This is a genomic window from Chelatococcus sp. YT9, assembly GCF_018398315.1.
Lineage (GTDB): Bacteria > Pseudomonadota > Alphaproteobacteria > Rhizobiales > Beijerinckiaceae > Chelatococcus.
Genome location: NZ_JAHBRW010000001.1, coordinates 19121 through 35616 on the forward strand (window position 1 = coordinate 19121; position 16496 = coordinate 35616).

Annotated in this window: 14 protein-coding genes; 11 read left to right on the forward strand and 3 right to left on the reverse strand. The window is 63.1% G+C overall.

The features are described from left to right. Positions 1 to 70 precede the first annotated feature (70 nt). Positions 71 to 1789, forward strand: a complete 1719-nt coding sequence (locus tag KIO76_RS00085) for a SulP family inorganic anion transporter (protein ID WP_213320891.1) — start codon at positions 71 to 73, stop codon at positions 1787 to 1789. 15 nt (positions 1790 to 1804) lie between these two features. On the opposite strand, the gene KIO76_RS00090 is transcribed toward KIO76_RS00085, so the two are convergent. Next, positions 1805 to 2536, reverse strand: coding sequence for a TerC family protein (locus tag KIO76_RS00090; protein ID WP_213320893.1), 732 nt, complete (start codon positions 2534 to 2536; stop codon positions 1805 to 1807). 285 nt (positions 2537 to 2821) lie between these two features. Between KIO76_RS00090 and KIO76_RS00095 the strand changes: the two genes are divergently transcribed. Next, positions 2822 to 4162 (forward strand): FAD-dependent monooxygenase, encoded by a 1341-nt coding sequence (locus KIO76_RS00095; RefSeq protein WP_213320895.1) that lies wholly within the window; start codon positions 2822 to 2824, stop codon positions 4160 to 4162. A gap of 203 nt (positions 4163 to 4365) precedes the next feature. Then, the gene (hspQ, locus tag KIO76_RS00100) at positions 4366 to 4695 is read left to right on the forward strand and encodes a heat shock protein HspQ (protein ID WP_213320897.1); all 330 of its coding nucleotides are present in this window, start codon (positions 4366 to 4368) and stop codon (positions 4693 to 4695) included. Positions 4696 to 4857: 162 nt separating this feature from the next. Here the strand turns inward: hspQ and KIO76_RS00105 are convergent, their stop codons facing one another. Beyond that, positions 4858 to 5664 (reverse strand): invasion associated locus B family protein, encoded by an 807-nt coding sequence (locus KIO76_RS00105; protein ID WP_213320899.1) that lies wholly within the window; start codon positions 5662 to 5664, stop codon positions 4858 to 4860. Positions 5665 to 6038: 374 nt separating this feature from the next. Here KIO76_RS00105 and KIO76_RS00110 point away from each other — a divergent pair, with 374 nt between their 5' ends. From KIO76_RS00110 to KIO76_RS00120, 3 genes are all read left to right on the forward strand, one after another. After that, positions 6039 to 7895 carry an extracellular solute-binding protein gene (locus KIO76_RS00110; protein WP_213320901.1) on the forward strand — a complete coding sequence of 619 codons (1857 nt, stop codon included), beginning with the start codon at positions 6039 to 6041 and terminating at the stop codon, positions 7893 to 7895. 43 nt (positions 7896 to 7938) lie between these two features. Next, entirely contained in the window at positions 7939 to 9225 is a 1287-nt protein-coding gene (locus KIO76_RS00115; RefSeq protein WP_213320903.1) for an AMP-binding protein, read from the forward strand. A 112-nt stretch (positions 9226 to 9337) separates the two neighbouring features. After that, positions 9338 to 9664 carry a hypothetical protein gene (locus tag KIO76_RS00120; protein ID WP_213320905.1) on the forward strand — a complete coding sequence of 109 codons (327 nt, stop codon included), beginning with the start codon at positions 9338 to 9340 and terminating at the stop codon, positions 9662 to 9664. A gap of 4 nt (positions 9665 to 9668) precedes the next feature. Here the strand turns inward: KIO76_RS00120 and glpK are convergent, their stop codons facing one another. After that, the gene (glpK, locus tag KIO76_RS00125) at positions 9669 to 11174 is read right to left on the reverse strand and encodes a glycerol kinase GlpK (protein WP_213320907.1); all 1506 of its coding nucleotides are present in this window, start codon (positions 11172 to 11174) and stop codon (positions 9669 to 9671) included. 430 nt (positions 11175 to 11604) lie between these two features. Between glpK and KIO76_RS00130 the strand changes: the two genes are divergently transcribed. The 5 genes from KIO76_RS00130 (at position 11605) to KIO76_RS00150 (ending at position 16470) form a co-directional block, all read left to right on the forward strand. Next, a complete protein-coding gene (locus tag KIO76_RS00130; RefSeq protein WP_213320909.1) occupies positions 11605 to 11877 on the forward strand; it encodes a hypothetical protein in 273 nt (90 codons plus the stop codon). Positions 11878 to 12365: 488 nt separating this feature from the next. Next, entirely contained in the window at positions 12366 to 13103 is a 738-nt protein-coding gene (locus KIO76_RS00135) for an SIMPL domain-containing protein (RefSeq protein ID WP_213320911.1), read from the forward strand. A 594-nt stretch (positions 13104 to 13697) separates the two neighbouring features. Beyond that, positions 13698 to 13853 (forward strand): DUF3309 family protein, encoded by a 156-nt coding sequence (locus KIO76_RS00140; protein WP_213320913.1) that lies wholly within the window; start codon positions 13698 to 13700, stop codon positions 13851 to 13853. A gap of 910 nt (positions 13854 to 14763) precedes the next feature. Further along, positions 14764 to 15312 carry an extensin-like domain-containing protein gene (locus tag KIO76_RS00145; protein ID WP_213320915.1) on the forward strand — a complete coding sequence of 183 codons (549 nt, stop codon included), beginning with the start codon at positions 14764 to 14766 and terminating at the stop codon, positions 15310 to 15312. 237 nt (positions 15313 to 15549) lie between these two features. Further along, entirely contained in the window at positions 15550 to 16470 is a 921-nt protein-coding gene (locus tag KIO76_RS00150; RefSeq protein ID WP_213320918.1) for an NAD(P)-dependent oxidoreductase, read from the forward strand. Positions 16471 to 16496 lie beyond the last annotated feature (26 nt).

Consider the following 16496-nt stretch of genomic DNA (forward strand, 5'->3'; position numbering starts at 1 on the left):
GGCGCCGGAGCAACGATTTCGCAAATTGCATATATTACAGAATCATGATGTAATTTGCTGCAGACACGCCATGAACTCGCACCCGTCACCGGCCAATCCGCCATCCAGCCTGTTCACGCCGAAGCTCGTCACCGTGTGGCGCGAGAGCTATACGCTCGCGCAGCTCCGCGCCGACGCGGTGGCCGGGCTCACGGTGGCTGTCGTCGCCCTGCCCCTGTCCATGGCGATCGCGATCGCAAGCGGCGCCTCGCCGGATCGCGGCCTAGTGACCGCGATCATCGGCGGTTTCATCATCTCGGCCTTTGGTGGCAGTCGGTTTCAAATCGGCGGCCCGGCCGGCGCCTTCATCGTGCTCGTCGCCGCGACCATCACGCGCCACGGCTACGACGGCTTCCTGCTCGCCACCATCATGGCCGGCGTCATACTGATGCTCGTCGGAGCCTTGCGGCTCGGCACCTACATCAAGTTTATCCCGCATCCGGTGACCGTGGGCTTTACCAGCGGTATCGCCATCATCATTTTCGCGAGCCAGATCCGCGACTTGCTCGGCCTGACGCTTCCAGGCGCCGAGCCGGCGGCGCTCATCCCCAAGCTCGAGGCCCTGGGGGAGAGCATTGGCACGATCAACCCCGCGGCGGCCGCCCTTTCCCTCGGCGCGATCGCCCTCATCATAGGGCTTCGACGGCTGCGCCCGGGCTGGCCGGGCTTTCTGATCGCCGTGGTTCTGGCCTCAGCAGCCACCTCGCTGCTAGGCCTTCCGGTCGAGACAATCGGCACGCGTTTCGGTGCCATCCCGGATGGCCTGCCGGCCCCGCGCCTGCCCGACATCACCCTTGATACCGTCGTCGCGGTGATGCCGGACGCCTTCGCCATGGCGCTGCTCGGCGGCATCGAGTCGCTGCTATCAGCCGTCGTCGCTGATACCATGACCGGGCGCCGGCACCGCTCCAATTGCGAACTGGTGGCCCAAGGTGCCGCCAATGTCGTCACCGCGCTGTTCGGCGGATTGATCGCCACGGGGACGATCGCTCGCACAGCCACGAATATCCGGGCAGGCGCGACGAGCCCGGTGTCGGGCATGCTGCATTCGGTATTTCTGTTCCTGTTTCTCCTCTTCGCCGCATCGTTGATCACCTATGTGCCCCTCGCCGCGCTTGCCGCGGTGCTTGCGGTGGTCTGCTGGAACATGGCCGAGCGCCATGTCTTCGTGCAGATCCTCCGGCAATCGCGCGGCGAGGCGCTGGTGCTGCTCGCGACCTTTCTGGTGACGATCCTCCATGATCTCGCCATGGGCATCGCGGTCGGCGTCGTCATGGGCAGCTTCCTGTTCATGCACAGGATGGCCGACCTCGTCTCTGTGTCCACCGGCGGCGCCGGCCTTGCCGCCGGCAGCGCCGATGTACCCGACAGCGAAGTGGAGGCTCCTCTCTATGGCGCGTCCGGTGACGGCGATATCCAGGTCTACCAGATCTCCGGTCCGCTGTTCTTCGGCGCGGCCTCGACCATCGGGTCGGTTCTGGAGCGGATGGGCGTCTTTCCCAAGGCGGTCGTGCTCGATCTGTCGCCGGTCCCGCTCGCCGATTCCACCGCAGCGCTCTCCCTCAAACTTGCCGTCGACACCCTGAGAAGCAACGGCGCCGTGGTCGTCATCGGCGGCGCAAAACCCGAGGTGCGCCACATCCTGAAACAGGAAGGGCTAAAGCCCCCGGTTGTCTCCTATGCGCCCGATGTCGAGAGTGCCCGCGCCATTGCCGTCCGGACGATCGGAACACGGACTTCCGCAAACTGAGCCGGCGGCTCCTCCTCAGCGCTGGGCGACGCGACGCCTGCGGCGGTTGCGCCCAGCCCAGATATTGATGGCTTCGACAGCCGCGGCGAAAGCCATCGCCGAATAGATGTAGCCGCGCGGCACGTGCAGCCCGCCTCCATCGGCGACGAGGGATACCCCGATGAGCATCAGGAAGCTCAGCGCCAGCATCTTGGTTGTCGGATGACGTGATATGAATCCGCTGACGGCGCCCGCGGCCACATACATCACGGCCATAGCAATGACCACCGCCGTTACCATGATCGAGATGTCCTGCGCCATGCCGATCGCCGTCACGATCGAGTCGACGGAGAAAACGAGATCGATCACAGCGATCTGCAGGATGGCCAAACCCATTCCGCCAGGCACGGCCGCGTCATGGTCATTCTCGTCTCCCTCGATCTCGGCATGGATCTCGTGAGTAGCCTTGGCTATGAGAAAGAGCCCACCGGCGAGAAGAATGATATCCCGCCAGGACACGCCGTGACCGAGGACGGTGAACACAGGCTGCGTCAGCGTCAGGATAAGGGTGAGCGTGAAGAGGAGCAGCACACGAAAGACGAGCGCCAGCAGGAGGCCGATCCGTCGCGCGCGCTCCGCCTGCGCCGCCGGGAGACGAGAGACCAGCACCGAGATGAAGACGACATTGTCGATGCCGAGCACGATCTCCATCGCGCTGAGGGTGACAAGAGCCGCCCAGCCACTCGGGTCAGCCATCCATGCAAACATGCGCGGCGCTCCATTATTGCGGAGATAACACGATGACTTCGAAACAATTCCCAAGCCAAGTCATCGTGGTCCACTTTTTGAAAACTCCAAAGAACAAATCACCGCCTCGATGCGTATCTTCTCCACCTGCTCTCTGTAGCAGCGAAAAATCCCTGTCGTATTGCCGTCCGGAGGCTGTATCATGCTGTGCGACGAAGTTTGGACTGGCGCATGATCGGCGCTGACGCTAGCACCGCAGCGCCTGATGAGGCACCCTGCCTCTGTGATGTGGTTGGATCGACCGAGATGAAGACAGACCGGGTCAACAGCGACTTGGCCAGAAGCGTCACAAGCGACTTGGCGAGCGACTTGGCGAGCGATTTGGCTGAAACACGAGAGCCCGGGCATTTCGATATCGTCGTCGTCGGCACAGGACCCATTGGACTCGCCGCCGGGTTGGCCTTTGTCCGTGAGGGACTATCGGTCGCGGTCATCGGCCCCACGCAGGCTCCGCCCGCTCCCGGCCGCACGACCGCCCTTCTGGATGGATCGGTGCGCTTCCTCACGGCGATCGGCGCCTGGGACGAGGATGCGCTCGGACAGTCGCCGCTCACGGAACTCGGCATCATTGACGACACGGGAAGCCTGTTTCGGATCCCGCCCGTCATATTCCGCGCCGGCGAACTCGACCTGCCCGCCTTCGGCTATAACGTCGAGAATAAGGATCTTGTGGCTTTCTTGATGGACAAGGCGTCGCGCGCTCCGGGCCTCACCATCATCGCCCGCCTCGCGACGGGGTTCCACGCGGCCGATGACGAAGCCAGCGCTACCGTTGAGCTCGATGATGGATCTTCGGTGCGCGCCAGACTCGTCGTTGCTGCTGACGGCCGCCATTCCCGGATGCGCGCGGAGGCTGGGATCACCTGCCGTGAACGCGCTTATCCGCAGTTCGCGATTACGGCCATCCTGAGCCACGACCGGCCGCATCGCGACCGGTCTACCGAATTCCACACCCGCCAGGGACCATTTACGCTCGTCCCCCTGCCTGGCAACCGCTCAAGCCTTGTCTGGGTCTGCGCGGAGAGGGAGGCGGAGGCCCTCAAAGCCCTCGACGCCGCAGCCTTCGGTCGCGCGGTCGAACGGCAAGCGCAATCGATGCTTGGCGCGATGCGGCCGGAAGGCGAGCGTGGGATGTTCCCGCTGACGACACTGACGGCTGATCGCCTGTTTTCGCAACGGCTCGCGCTCATCGGTGAGACGGCCCATGTCCTCCCGCCCATCGGCGCCCAAGGCCTCAACCTGGGGCTAAGGGACATAGCGGCATTGCAGGATGCCGTCGTGGAGGCGAGCGGGAAAGGCGAGGATATCGGCGCGACAGCCACTCTTGGCCGTTACGCTCGCCGCCGGAAAGCCGATATAGCTTTGCGGACTGGTGCGATCGATCTGATGAACCGCTCCCTCATGACCGATCTGCTGCCTGTTGATGGCCTCCGTGGCGCGGCCCTTCTTGCCCTCGCCAGCGTCACGCCTATCCGGCGGCTTGCGATGCGAGAAGGATTGCGGCCATCGCTCCTGCCATCGCGCTTGGCGGAACTCGCATCGAGGTCGAGCTTGTGGGCTGCCCAAAAGTCAAATCATCGATACTGATGTGCACCGCTGATTGAAAGGAAACGGCACCTCGCGCAAAACACAACCATGGCTGTGGATCAGGTGGACCACACCCAGGATTATGAACCATTGAGATCTTGAGCGTCTCAGCTTTGCAGAAATCCATGCGGAACGCCCCGACGCGTTCCAACGGCAACGCCGCTTTTCAGCGAGGGCTTCAGAATTTCGGAACGACCAGCCTGATGAAACATCACACTGCAAAATTCTCGATCGGCCAGGTCGTCAAGCACCGTATCTATCCGTTTCGCGGTGTCATTTTCGACGTCGATCCAACGTTCAACAATACCGAAGAGTGGTGGCAAGCCATTCCCGAGGATCGCCGCCCGTCCAAAGATCAGCCGTTCTACCACCTCTACGCCGAAAATGCCGATTCGGAATATGTGGCCTATGTATCGGAGCAGAACCTCGTCCCTGATACCTCGGGCGATCCCGTCCGCCACCCGCAGGTCGACGAAACCTTCGAGCGGGACAACGACGGGCTCTACCATATGCGTCGCAGCCATCGGAACTAGCACAGGTCTGCCCTTCCAGCGGCTCGGCCGCGCAAAACCGACGAGCCACGTCGAACGGACATGATCGGCGCCTGAAGGTCAAAAAAAGACCGCCCGATTGAGATCGGGCGGCCGTTCCATTCATCGAAGACCGGCGAAAAGGGCGCCGGTCATAGTGTCCAATCAGCGCGCAGGTGCAGGCGCGGCAGGAGCCGCGGGAGCCGGGGCCGCCGGAGCGGGCGCCATCCCGGGAGCCGGCACGGCACCGGTCGCAGCACCCTGCTGTTCCATGTTCTTGCGCATCTCTTCAGACCGCTTCTGCAGCTCTTCCTGCAGCTTCCGCTGTTGCTCCTCAAGAACCTTCGGATCGATCGGCGCGCCATCGAACGCCTTCGTGAAGCCAGCTAGCGGCACCGCGAAGGTGACTTCGTTGCCAACCTGATTCTGCACGCTGACGTTGAGGGTGTTGCCCTTCTTCACCGAATTGATGAAATCGTCCTTGACCTGCGCCTCGGCGAAACAGCCGTTCGGGAAGCAGATGGCGTAGGCGCCAGGTGTCGGCTGGCCCTGATCCACCGTGAAGCGGATGCCCGGGCGCAGCAGCAGGCCGAGCGGCATCAGGAAACGGACGATGCGGGTGGGGTCGCCCTTCACGTCGTAGATAGCGAGCGCAAGAACGGGCTGCCCCTGATCCGAGACGAAATCGCGCGTGGTGTAGCAGATTTCCTTGTTATTAGCCGGGTCCTTGCCACAAACCTTCGTCCAGTCGGTCTGCGAGGGCTCCGGCTTCACCTGGACCAGTGTAGGGCCGCCCTGCTGCTGCGGCGCTTGCTGCGCCGGCTGCTGCTGTTGCTGCTGCGCCGGGGGGCGCTGAGGCTGGCGGGCCTGAGCAAAAGCCGCGACAGGGGCAAGCGCGGTGATGCCGGCCAGCAGTGTCGCTGTGACGCTGACCGACAACCGGATCGGCGTCGATTTTCTCACGCGGGGCATCAAATAATCCTCTTTAGCGTTGACCAAGCTCAAGACGCAAACAGCGGGTCCTGCGCATAACCATCCGCCCGGCTCTGATCCGGTCCGATGAAGCAGCCTGCTGCATCTGCGTCGAATGCGGCTATTGAATGACCTCACTGCTGTCTCTTTAGCGAGTTCGCAGTGATGTTTCCAGAGCGTGGTGACCCTGCCCGACAGTGAAAATGCGCAACCCGGCGCCCGCCGGGGCGCTATTCCCCAACAAGCCGGCCGCCGGCTGCCGTGCTCCCGCGGCAAACATCCGCCATTGTGATCGACAGCGGGTATATCCGGCGAGTCCGCATACACTAATATGCGGCCGAATCGGAACGCGAGCCCGCGAGCAGCTAGTCAAAATGAGTCGCATGCCCTACCGCTGCCTGAGGCGCATCCTGACGACCATGGCCTTGCTGGTGGCGGTGTTCGGTTCGGACATGGCTGTGGCAGGCGAATCGCGCACGGCGATCTCGGCCTATGGCGAACCAGCACTTCCGGCCGACTTCCCGGCGTTTCCCTACGCCAATCCCGATGCGCCCAAGGGCGGAACCCTCCGCCTGAGCATTCTCGGGACCTTCGACAACCTGAACCCGTTCGTTCCGAAGGGAATCGCTGCACAGGGCATCTGGCTCGGCAACCGCCAGATCGGCGCACCCTCGATGCTTGTCTTCCAAGGATTGATGGCGCGGTCAGAGGACGAGAGTTTCTCGCTCTACGCGCTCATCGCCAGGGCCGTCGAGCTACCGGACGACCGCAGCTTTATCGTGTTCCATCTCGATCCGCGGGCCCATTTCTCGGACGGCGCGGCGATCACGGCCGCCGACGTAGAATTCTCCTGGGCGCTCCTGAAGGAAAAAGGCCAGCTGTACCAGCGTGGCTACTACAGCAACGTCTCCAAGGTCACCATCATCGACCCGCACACGATTCGCTTTGATCTCGCCGCCGGAAATCGGGAAACAGCGCTCGTCATTGCGCAGATGCCCGTGCTGCCCAAACACGCCATCAACCCGGATACCTTCGAGACGACGACCTTCACCACGCCTATCGGCTCGGGGCCGTATGTGGTCGCGAATGTCGATGCCGGCCGCAGCATCACCTTCCGCCGCGACCCGAATTTCTGGGCTCGGGATCTCCCCTCCACCCGCGGGCTCTACAATTTCGATGAAATCAGGCTGACTTATATTCGTGACGTGAACACGCAGTTCGAGGCCTTCAAGGCTGGCGCCTATGATCTGCGCATGGAGCAAAGTGCCAGCCGCTGGGCGACAGGCTATGACTTTCCCGCGCTGCGGGACGGCCGCGTCATCCGCGAGCGTGTGCCTACCGGCACACCGAAGCCCATGTCCGGTTTCGTCTTCAACACGCGCCGGCCGCTCTTCGCGGACATCCTGGTCCGGGAGGCCCTCACTCAAGTTCTGGATTTCGAGTGGATCAACCAGAACCTGTTCTTCGACCTCTACAAGCGTAGTGACAGCTATTTCGCGGCTTCCGAACTCTCTTCCCACGGCCGCCCCGCCAGCGCGCGGGAAAGGGCTCTCCTTGCTCCATTTCCCAGTGCCGTCACCCCGGACGTCATGGAGGGACGCTGGTCCCCACCACATTCCGACGGTTCCGGTAGTGATCGCCAAAGTGCCCGGCGCGCAATCGATATCCTTTCGATGGCTGGCTATGAGCTGAATGGCGCGCGTATGGTGCGCCCGATGCCGGACGGGCGGGGCGATGAGGCCCTCAGCTTCGAGATCATGGTAGTCTCCCGCGACCAGGAGCGGCTTGCCCTCAACTACGCACGCTCGCTGCAACGGATCGGCGTCACCGCCAGCGTACGCCTCGTCGACGAAGCGCAATACTGGAAGCGTCTCAAGTCATTCGACTTCGACATGATCCTCAACATATGGAACGTGGTTGCGTCCCCGGGCAGCGAGCAGATGAATCGCTGGAGTGTGGCATCGGCGGATCGTGAGATGTCCCTCAACTACGCGGGCGTCCGGGAGCCCGCGGCTGAAGCGATGATCCGAGCCATGGTCGCGGCCAAGTCCAGGGAGGACTACGTCGCCGCCGTGCGCGCGCTCGATCGCGTGCTCCTCTCCGGGACCTACGTGGTGCCGCTGTTCTACGCGCCGGATCAGTGGATCGCGCGCCGTGCCGACGTGAAACGCCCGAATTATACCCCGCTAACGGGCGCTGCGATCGAAAGCTGGTGGCACGCGGTGCCCTGACAGGGCAAACTCGCAACATCCGAATCGCAACAAGGAGTTGAGGTTGGTCGCGCCCCATGCGCCCCTCGATGCGGGCCGGCCTAACGTGCCGACACCACAGCTAAGGCTCGGCCGTCTGCTGGCTGGCGCCGTCTCGCGCGAGCCAGGCCGCATGGCCTTCTCGTCGCCACCGGCGGACATGATTACAGCTTGGTCTCGCCATGGGCTGACGACCACGGCAGCCTATGCGCAGGTGCGACGCCTCGCCGCCTTCCTGCAGCACCTTCCGCTTGAGCGCGGTGGTCCCCTCGGCATTCTGCTGCCGAACGGCGCGGAGGCCTGCGTCACCATTCTTGCGGCGCTGCGTGCCGGCTATGCGCCATGCCTTCTGTCGCTCGGCTGGGGCAGCGATGAACTGGGGGCTGCGGTGCAGGCCGCCAAGGTCCCTGCAATCATCACGCTTGATCGTCTCGGCGAGGTGCGTCCAGCCGACCTCGCCTGTTCGATTGCGGCTGACAATGTGGCTCTGCGCTTCATCTGCTCGTTCGGTCACGAGATCCCGGATGGGGTCATTTCGCTGGATCAGGCGCTCAACGACCAGGTGCTGAAGGACTTCGAAGAGCTCGGTGACATCGGCGGCCCCCCGCCCTCGCCGGGACTGATCACCTTTGAGCGATACGGCGACAGCTTCCTCCCGCTGCTGAGGCCGGAGTCGACGCTGATCGCAGCGACATTGCCGCTGGTGCTCGCCGCCCGGCTCGGCAGCGAGAGCCGTGTCGTCAGCCTTCTGCCGCCGGACGATCTCGGGGGCCTTGCCAGCGGCCTCGTCGCGGCGCTTGCAGCCGACTGCCCGTTGACCATGCAAGCATTGTTCGACGGGGATGAGCTCGTGCGTGATTTGAGCGCCGATCCGCCTGCCACGCTGGTGGCGCCCGGCTGGATCGAGGATCTGCTCGCCGAGGCGGGACTGTTGGATAACGACCAGCTCACCTGCGTCCTGGTGCACAAGGCGCCGGTCGAGCTACCGCTCGGCAAGGCCCGGGCGGCTCGCGTCGTGGATATGCTGACCGTCGGCGAAGTGGCCCTCATGGCCGCCGCACGTGATGCCAGGGGGCCGACGCTGAAGCTCGGCGCCTTCGGCGCGCTGGCGCCGGGCGGGATTCCGCTGCTGGAAGTCGATGTCGGGCGCGATGGAGCCATCATGGCGCGCGGGGCCGCGACCGGCTCGATCCCGCTGGTCGACGACAGCCTGCCCCCAGCACCTGACCGACCTGAAAACGACTGGCACCACCTGCCCTACAAGGCAATTCTGTCCGAGGACTTGATCGCCGCGGTCCTTCCAAGCCCTTGAGGAGGTTTGGGCCGCTCCCCGCGGACTCCAAGCCCTCGTCTGTACTCCGCCTCCTGCTTTGACAGCCGAGGTCACAGGGGCGCAGACGTGAGCCCAAGCGGAGGAATGCGCGATGGACGAAGCTGACCTTGACCAACTCGAAAGGCTCGCGGCACAGGCCACACCCGGTCCCTGGTTTGTGCGCTTCCTAGACGACATCCATGCCATGAGCGCCGTTGCCGTGGCGACGAGGCCCGCTACGGGAGGCGGCAAGAGTATGCGGTTCGGCGAATGGCCCTCCGGCGAGGTTATTGCCGCTTGCCTGATCCAGGAACCGCCTTATGTCGTGCCCACGGACGAGCGCTATGACGAGAATGCGGCCTTGATCGCCGCCATGCGTAACGCGCTACCCGAACTCTTGCGCCTTGCGAGGCTGGGCTTGACCGCAAAGCAGCCTTGAGTCCCTACTCTACCCATCCAAATGACCGCTCCAATGCCTTGCTCCAGGCGGCGAGCAACTTCCCGCGCGCCTGCGCGGGCATGGTTGGCTCCCAGCGCCGATCCACGCCCCAGTTGCGCCTGAGATCCTCCAGGCTCGTCCAGTAGCCCGTCGCGAGCCCCGAGGCATAAGCGGCGCCAAGGGCTGTCGTTTCCACGACCTTCGGCCGCACGACCGGCACCGCCAGGATATCGGACTGGAACTGCATCAGAAGTTCATTGGCAGCCATGCCGCCATCAGCCCGCAATTCGGTGATCTCGATGCCTGAATCCTCCGCCATCGCTTTCAGAACGTCATGGGTCTGGTAGGCCGAAGCCTCAAGAGCCGCACGGGCGATGTGTCCCTTATGGACAAAACGCGTGAGCCCGCAGATGACACCGCGCGCGTCGGGCCGCCAGTGGGGAGCGTAGAGGCCCGAAAAGGCCGGCACGATGTACACATCACCGTTGTCGTCGACGGAACGCGCCAAGGGCTCGATATCGCTGCTCGATGGAATGAGCCCGAGGTTGTCGCGCAGCCACTGCACCAGGGCTCCCGTCACGGCGATGGAGCCTTCCAGAGCATAAGCGGGCTTGGCCTCACCGAACTGGTAGGCGATCGTCGTGATGAGGCCGCAGGTGGACTGGAAGGGACGATCGCCGGTGTTGATCAGGGTGAAAGAGCCGGTGCCGTAGGTGTTCTTGGCCTCGCCTGGTGCGAAACAGGCCTGGCCGACGAGTGCTGCCTGTTGGTCACCCAGAATGCCGGCCACCGGCACCCCGGCGAGACTGCCGCGCGCCTCGCCATAAACCTCGCTAGACGATGCGAGGCGAGGTAACATGGCTGCAGGAATACCGAAAAGCTCGAGGATCTCCTCGTCCCACACAAGACGGTTGATATCGAGCAACTGGGTACGGCTGGCATTGGTCACATCGGTGACATGACGGCCGCCGTCAGGGCCGCCGGTGAGATTCCAGACAATCCAGCTGTCGATCGTCCCGAACAGCGCTTCGCCCACCTCCGCTTTCGCCCTGAGGCCGGGGACATTGTCGAGAAGCCAGCGCAGCTTGAGGCCGGAGAAATAGGACGCGAGCGGCAATCCTGTCTTGGCCCGAAGACGATCACGTCCACCCGCCCCGGCGTCACTTGCCAAGGCATTCGCCATCGGGTCAACGCGCGTATCCTGCCAGACGAGGGCGTTGTGCAAAGGCGCACCGGTCTTGCGGTCCCATACCAGGGTGGTTTCGCGCTGGTTGGCGACTCCAACGCTCGTGATCTCCGTCGGCTTCAGTTGCGCCAAAGCCAACGCCTCGTCTATGACGACTTGCGTATTGCGCCAGATCTCAGCGGCGTCATGCTCGACCCAGCCCGGTCGCGGATAGATTTGTGCGTGCTCCTTCTGAGCTTGCGCGACAATATCCCCCTGCCGGTCGAATAGGATGAAGCGAGAACTCGTCGTCCCCTGGTCGATTGCTCCCACATAGCGCCCCATCCTGTATCCCCTGTTATCGTTGGGCCGGCGAGCCCGGATCGAAGGTCGCCAGCTTGCCAATCCGCGCCTTGATGTAAAGCCCCGCGCGATCGGAAAGCGCATAGCGGCCGCGTTGGAACGCTGAGCGCAACAACATCATGATCACTGATGTTTAAGGCTGCCCAATTCAGGATGTCTGATCATCACTGGCCTCACGCATCGGCGTCGCCGCGCTCACCGTCGCGGCCACGCAATCATTCTGGCAAATTTTTCCCATTGCGATCAACTAATTACTTCAATTTCATAAAGTCGATCATCATCGACGGGGTACTGGCAATTCCGTGATGCACCACGGTGTAGAGACTGCAAGAATATTTCTCATAATATATCGCCTGCGCGCGTCTAATCTGTTATCGTTAGGTATTGCTGCTGATTTTTATTGGAGAGTTCATTGTCCGATGATGAGATTGCCGGCCGTTTGGCCGTGCTTGAGGTCATTGCACGTGGCGCCATGTGGATGCTCTGCGGCAGAGCCGTAGAGGAGGGTCGGACTGACCTCGCCGTCGTCTTCCTCGCTGAAATGCGTCGTCAAGCCTACGAAAAGAGCGGCCAGCTACCCGGTAGAGCCGCGCTTGAGGGGCGTCGTTATGCTGACAGCGTGATCTGGACATTGGCCGACGATGTCGAGAGCATGTCTCCTGCCCTGAGCTCCAGCGCCCATTAAGTCTTCAGGCAACAGCCGGTGTCAGCCAGGGGGGGCAGCTCGTGGCACCCCAGACTTGTCCATGTGATCGAGCCTTGCCTTTGGACGAGCTGGACGACCGTAGCCGAACGCCGGGGGGCGAACGTTCCGTCATGTGACCGTTCAACCGGCTGCTACCGTGCAAGAATATTCCGCGCGGCGTACTTTTGGCCGTGAGGGGAGCAAACCCATGTAAGAGCCGGCTCACCGGTAGCGCAGTTCTTTGCGCTCGAGCCGAGGAATGTAGCCTCATCCGCAGCGAAGCGTCGCGAGCATGGTTGCGAGCCGGTATGATGGCTGATGAGTTGGCCAAGAATATAGCGTGAAGATCATCCGGAAGGCAGCTTGCGCATCCTTCCGTGCCTCCATTGCAGATCGCTTTGGCGCGTCCTGGCCGCTATGCTTGCCTCACGCTTGTCGCATTTCTTGCCTCAAGCTCTCGGTGCTATCTCTCTTGTCAGGACGGTTCCATGAAGATCTCTGCTCCTCTTGTCGTTGCTTTTGCCCTCATTGGTGCCGTCAGCGCTGCGAATGCACAGGACAGCGGAGCGAGCGCCGGGCGCGCGCGGCCTGGCCAGATCACTATCACCGGCGAAGGAAGCGTTTCCGCCGCCCCCGACATCGCCACGCTTTCGACCGCTGTGGTCACGGCCGCCAAGTCTGCACGCGAGGCGACGGAAGCCAACAGCAAGGCCATGGCCACGGTCATCGAGCGCTTCAAGACGGCGGGCATCGAATCCCGCGATCTTTCGACTTCCGGCTTTTCGGTGCAACCGCGCTATGTCCAGTCTAAGCAGCAGGACGGCTCCATCGAGGCGCCACGTATCGATGGCTACGAGGTCCGCAACAGCGTGACCGTGCGGGTTCGGGACCTGAGCAAACTGGGTGCTATCCTCGACACGGCTATTACCGCCGGCGCCAACCAGATCAATGGAATAAGCTTTGATGTGGCGGAGCCGACCGAACTCCTCGACAAGGCCGGCATTGCCGCGGTCAAGGACGCGCGTCGTCGCGCTGAGCTTTACGCTGACGCGGCGGGCGTGAAGCTCGGCCGGGTTGTCTCGATCGCCGAGCCGTCCATGGATGGTCCGCGCCCGATGATGATGGCTGCCCGCGCGGATTTCGCGAAGGGAGCGGCCGTTCCGATCGAGGCCGGCGAACGTGATTTCAACGTGCGGGTCCGCGTCACCTACGAAATCGCGCGGTAACGCGAGTCAGCCTGGCGGCCGATCTCAGGTCGACCGCTGGCCCAGGGCCGGCATAGATCTGGATCGCTGTCCGGCAACAGCGCAGAGGCGGAGATCGAAGCCGGGATTGGCTTTGCTCCATCAATCAGCCTCGACTCCGGTACTGCACACAAGCACATGAGTTGATTGCCGCCCCAGCGGTCCGCGCGGTGCTTAGGCAGGGTCCTCGGAATTCGCGCGGCATCCGCAGCCGAATCCCCACTCTCCAGGACCTTCTTAATCGCCGTCCGCTGTAAGTTAAAAGCGCAAGCGCTCTTGAGGCAGAGCACTGACATCACCTCCACAATCGGTGCGGTCGACGGCGCCTGCAGATTGAGGCACGCCGCCCGCATCGCGCGCCGTGGCGCCGAACGCGCGCACCATCACGATTTGATCTGGCGCCGGGCGCAAAGCTCCCGCCTGAACGGCCGGATTGGCGAATGCGACAATGTGGAAACAAAATGGCGGGATTGCGCGTTGGATTAGGAACGTCCCCGGCGCAATTGACTTTCCGACAGCGGAGGACAACTGCGGCGCGGACTTCGAACGCGAAGAAATTCAATCAATTGCGAGTATATGATGTCAACCATACTCCTCATCATACTCATTCTACTTGTTATCGGTGCACTACCTACCTGGCCATACAGTTCAGGATGGGGTTATTATCCCAGCGGTGGATTGGGATTGATTCTCATAGTCCTGCTTATCCTCCTTCTTATGGGGCGAATATAGCCACCTAAGCACGGGAGGATTGTTCCTATTCTGGCATGGTGCCGAGGAGGCCTGAAATGTTCTCGACAGTAAGTCCATCGCTGGCTTGGCGCCCCGTGGGCCTCATCTTGGGCTTTCTTGCCTTTTCCTCCTTCGCCCAAGCCCAGGCTCCGTCAGCGCCCGGCGCTACGACGTCGCCTGGGCCCAGCCTTTCGGGGCCCACGACATCGGCGCCTGCAGCGCCCGGCTCCGGGGCAATTGTTCCCGCGCCATCACCATCCATGGAGCAGATCGGCCGGCCCGCGGGCGGTCGTCGCCAACCGTCTGCCGCCTCCGGGACCCCATCGGCAATAATCGGCCAGAATATCGCGGAGGGCCGGGTGGTCGAGGATCGCGCCGCTATTCTTGATGAGCGTCTACACAAAAGCAGTCGCCGCGCCATCAATAGTATCTGTCGCGGATGCTGATCGTTTCGCGCGGCTGAATCGCCATGTTTCGCCAGCTGGTGCTGACGGCAGCTCTCCTTTGCTGCGGTGAGCACAATGTGGAAGCCGCGCGGCTCGACATTAACGGGAGGGACGTGCGCACGGCAGAGGTCACGCAGCGCCGTCCGGCGTCAGTTCCATTGCCCCCTCGACGCCCTTCTCAGCAGATCGCTCCGACCCCTGCGCCGCCATCACACGAGACGCCTTCGCCAGATCGCTCGCTCAGCAACAAGGCAGCGCGTCGGCCTTCTCCCGCGATCTCCCAGACCCGAATTCCCGCCCCACCCCCGCGACCGCCCGAACTCGGCTCGGCCCCGGATGAAGCGGTGCCCACCGCAAGCCCCGAAACTCCTGCTGTGCCACAACCCGCGCCGGGGTCCCCTCCATCGGCTGAGCAGCCTGCTGCGGCCGATCGCTCGAAGGCATGCGACGGCAGCGCCGCCCGTATGGTTGTTAAACCAGCGGACCGTATACCCACTGCGGGCAGCTGTGCCGTGGAGCGCCCGGTCCAGCTGGAGGCAATCCTGATCGGCGACAACAGGCGTGTCACCCTCAGCCCGCCTGCCCTGCTCGCCTGCAGCACCGCCGCGGCCGTCGCTGCCTGGGTCTGGGAGGACCTGGTGCCTCTCGCGGACGCGACCGGCTCGCCGCTCACCACGATCGCGGTCGCGGATTCCTACAATTGTCGGCCGCGCAACCGGCAGGCCGGCGCAAAGCCCTCCGCTCACGGTAACGGCCTCGCCTTCGATCTCGGACCGATGACTCTTGCGAACAAGCAAAGCCTCACGATCCGCGGGGAAGGTCTCACGGTGGCCGCCCGGCAATTGCTGAAGGCGAGCGCGTGCCGGCGGTTCGGTACGGTGCTCGGTCCTGGATCGGACGGCTACCATGAGGATCATCTGCACGTGGATCTGATTCCCCGGCGCCCCGGGCGCGGCATCTGCCAGTGGACCATTCCCGCCAGCGAGAAGAGCCAGGACGCTCCGTCTCGGTGATCGTGAAGTACGATCAGCAAGGGCCCTTCCGGCATTCCATGCGTTTTGATGGTAGGAAAAGCAGTTCATGCTGCTGCCTGCTTACTCTAGAGTGCCCTCACTCCGGTCACCTCGGGGTAACGCCACTCTCGTGCGAGCGCCGGTCTCCCGGGTGAGACGTCCGCACTGCGAAGATCCTCATTCTTTCGCAGTGCGTGAGTTGCCTCCCCGCTCGCCACCGCAAAAGGACCCATCTGCGTGAAGGCCGTTTTTGTCGATGCCAGCCCCACCCTTGCCGCCGTCGCCGAGCGACTTCACCGGCCCGACGACATCCCGCTGCAGATCAATCGCCAGCCTGACATCCGCCCGCCGGCGCTCCCGGATGTCATTGGAAACGCCGAGATCGCGCTGATCGATCATACGCATTTTCCCACGGACATCGCCCGCCGGTGCGCTGGGCTCAAGCACGTGGTCTTCCTCGGCACGGGGGCGCGCTCCTACATGAATGTCGAGGAACTCGCGGACCTCGGGATCAGCGTCCATCTCATCCGCGGCTATGGTGACACGGCGGTGGCGGAATGCGCTTTTGCCCTCATGTGGGCTGCTGCCAAGGGCTTCACTCATATGGATCGCGGCATTCGCGCGGGACAATGGCGCCTGACGAACGGCGTGCAACTCACGGGCAAGACACTCGGTCTCATTGGCTTTGGCGGAATTGCAGCGGAAATGGCGCGCCTCTCCGCGGGCGCGGGCATGCGCGTCCTAGCCTGGAATCGCAGCGCCAAGGACTCTCCGGGCGTCACCTTTGTCGACTTGGACACTCTGCTTGCGGAAAGCCATGTGCTCTCGCTGCATCTTCTGCTCAACGACGAAACGCGAGGATTTCTCTCACGTGAGCGGCTGGCCAAGGTCCGGGACGGCGCCATCCTGGTGAATACGGCGCGTGGCGCGCTCGTTGATGAGACCGCAATGATTGAGGCGCTCGCGTCGGGGAAGCTCGCTCATGCTGCGCTTGACGTCTACGAAACGGAGCCCCTGCCGGGTACTCACCCCCTGACCCGCCTGGAGAATGTCACTCTTTCGGCCCATTCAGCCTTTCGTACGCCGGAGGCAAGCGACAATCTGATCGAGGCGGCGTTGAACCATTGCCGCCGCGTCGCGGACGATCGCGCACCGTAAGGAAAAGTTATCCACGTATTATTTTT

What these genes read in the sequence shown, in the direction of transcription:
- KIO76_RS00095 (WP_213320895.1), top strand. Translation starts at nt 2,822, where the DNA reads ATGAAGACAGACCGGGTCAACAGCGACTTGGCCAGAAGCGTCACAAGC.
- glpK (WP_213320907.1), bottom strand. Translation starts at nt 11,174, where the DNA reads ATGGGGCGCTATGTGGGAGCAATCGACCAGGGGACGACGAGTTCTCGC.
- KIO76_RS00090 (WP_213320893.1), bottom strand. Translation starts at nt 2,536, where the DNA reads ATGTTTGCATGGATGGCTGACCCGAGTGGCTGGGCGGCTCTTGTCACC.
- KIO76_RS00085 (WP_213320891.1), top strand. Translation starts at nt 71, where the DNA reads ATGAACTCGCACCCGTCACCGGCCAATCCGCCATCCAGCCTGTTCACG.
- KIO76_RS00105 (WP_213320899.1), bottom strand. Translation starts at nt 5,664, where the DNA reads ATGCCCCGCGTGAGAAAATCGACGCCGATCCGGTTGTCGGTCAGCGTC.
- KIO76_RS00110 (WP_213320901.1), top strand. Translation starts at nt 6,039, where the DNA reads ATGAGTCGCATGCCCTACCGCTGCCTGAGGCGCATCCTGACGACCATG.
- KIO76_RS00140 (WP_213320913.1), top strand. Translation starts at nt 13,698, where the DNA reads ATGATGTCAACCATACTCCTCATCATACTCATTCTACTTGTTATCGGT.
- KIO76_RS00135 (WP_213320911.1), top strand. Translation starts at nt 12,366, where the DNA reads ATGAAGATCTCTGCTCCTCTTGTCGTTGCTTTTGCCCTCATTGGTGCC.
- hspQ (WP_213320897.1), top strand. Translation starts at nt 4,366, where the DNA reads ATGAAACATCACACTGCAAAATTCTCGATCGGCCAGGTCGTCAAGCAC.
- KIO76_RS00145 (WP_213320915.1), top strand. Translation starts at nt 14,764, where the DNA reads ATGGTTGTTAAACCAGCGGACCGTATACCCACTGCGGGCAGCTGTGCC.
- KIO76_RS00120 (WP_213320905.1), top strand. Translation starts at nt 9,338, where the DNA reads ATGGACGAAGCTGACCTTGACCAACTCGAAAGGCTCGCGGCACAGGCC.